This window comes from Phycisphaerae bacterium (genome assembly GCA_012729815.1).
Classification (GTDB): domain Bacteria; phylum Planctomycetota; class Phycisphaerae; order JAAYCJ01; family JAAYCJ01; genus JAAYCJ01.
Genome location: JAAYCJ010000268.1, coordinates 1 through 1,637, shown reverse-complemented (window position 1 = coordinate 1,637; position 1,637 = coordinate 1). Strand labels below are relative to the sequence as shown.

The 1,637-nt window shown below is 65.2% G+C and carries 3 protein-coding genes; 2 read left to right on the top strand and 1 reads right to left on the bottom strand.

The window, feature by feature from the left end; translation table 11 throughout:
• On the top strand, window positions 1–1,099 hold a 1,099-nt coding region (locus GXY33_17570), incomplete at its 5' end, for a S8 family serine peptidase (protein ID NLX06950.1).
• Between the two features lie 17 nt (window positions 1,100–1,116).
• A complete protein-coding gene (locus GXY33_17565) occupies window positions 1,117–1,476 on the top strand; it encodes a GIY-YIG nuclease family protein (GenBank protein NLX06949.1) in 360 nt (119 codons plus the stop codon).
• Here GXY33_17565 and GXY33_17560 read toward each other — a convergent pair.
• Window positions 1,455–1,637, bottom strand: a 183-nt coding sequence (locus tag GXY33_17560) for an L-ribulose-5-phosphate 4-epimerase (GenBank protein ID NLX06948.1), incomplete at its 5' end; no start/stop codon positions are given. The two genes, GXY33_17565 and GXY33_17560, sit on opposite strands and share 22 nt — an antisense overlap.

Here is a 1,637-nt window from a genome sequence, read left to right as displayed (position 1 = left end):
CGGAAAGACCACCGCCCCTCAGGTGGTCAACGACCGGCTGGCCAACCACAGTTGGGTCGCGGGTAACAGCTCCAGCGATCGATCGATCCTGAGCCGTATCGATTACGTCGTGGAAACGGATGACTTTCTGCAAGTGGCCGGATTGGACAACTCCCGGCATGGCTATACGGTCCTCGCTGACGCTTTCAACGCAATCACCGTCGGCGTGACCAGCGGTGTCCACGACAGCGGGACGTACGCCGTCGACACTCTGTACGTCGCGAACCGAACCCGCCCGACCCTGGTGGCTCCAGGCAATTACTCGGGTGATCCTAACGCGATCGACACCAAGACCAGCTACGCCGCTCCGGAGGTCGCCGCCGCAACCGCCGTGCTGCTGGAGACCGCGGCCAACCCGGCCCTCTCCAACGGCTCATACCTTGGCCCGCGCACCGGCCGGACGGTCCACCACGCCGAAACCACCGAAGCAATCAAGGCGGCGCTGATGGCCGGGGCTGACCGGGCCGTCGACAACGCCGTTGGACCGGACCTGACCAACTATGCGGTCGATACCGCCAACGGCCTGAGCCGCGCCTACGGGGCCGGGCAGCTCAACGTCTACAACAGCTACCGCATCATCGCCGCCGGCGAGCAGGACAGCGCCGAGGACGGCAACCCAGCCGATATCGGGCGGTTCGGCTTCGACTACGATCCGGCCTTCGGCGGGGCCAACGCCAGCAACGCGACCGCCTCGTACGAGTTCACCGCCGGCGCGGGGCACCACACCCTCATCGCATCGTTGGTCTGGAACCTCGACGTGGTCGGCGGGGATACCGGCTTCAGCACGAACGCCACGCTGTACAACCTGGACCTGCTGCTCTACGATCTGGACGCCAGCGGGACCGAACCGATCGTCGCGTCCAGCAGCCTGATCGACAACACCGAGAACCTGTTCTTCGAACTGACGACAGGCCATCGGTACTCGATGCAGGTGGCGCCCGGTATAGACCAAGGGACATTCGAGTGGGACTACGCACTGGCGTGGCAGGTAACACCGGAGCCGGCCAGCCTGGTGTTGCTGGTGCTCGGGACGTTCGGCCTACTGCGCCGAAGACGCTGACCGGAAGACGGGGAACCATGGAAAACGGCGTGTACATCGCCGTGTTTTATCTGGGTGAGAGACGCGAGATCCAGATCGGCCGGCTGGGGACGTTTCCGTTCGGTGAGGGATTCTACTACTACGTCGGCAGCGCCCAGCGGAACCTCGATTCACGCCTGGAGCGGCACGGGCGGCGGGACAAGCCTCTGCGGTGGCACATCGACTACCTCTCAACCCAGGCGCGGATGCTCGGAGCCATCGTCATGGAAGAGCCGAAGGAGGCCGAGTGCCGGCTGGCCGCCGAGTTGACCAAGCGGCTGGCGGTTGCCGTGCCGCGTTTCGGCGCGTCGGACTGCCGCTGCGTCTCACACCTGTTCTACAGCCGAGACTGGCCGTAGCGGTTCTGATAGCGGTCGTGCCACTTCTCGATCTCTTCCAGCGGCAGCGGCGAGATCGGGCCCAATTGCAGGGCGAGGAAAACGGTACGGGCCACGTCCTCGACCATCACCGCGGCCTTGAGGGCCTCAGCCGGCGACTTGCCCCACGCGAAAACGCCGTG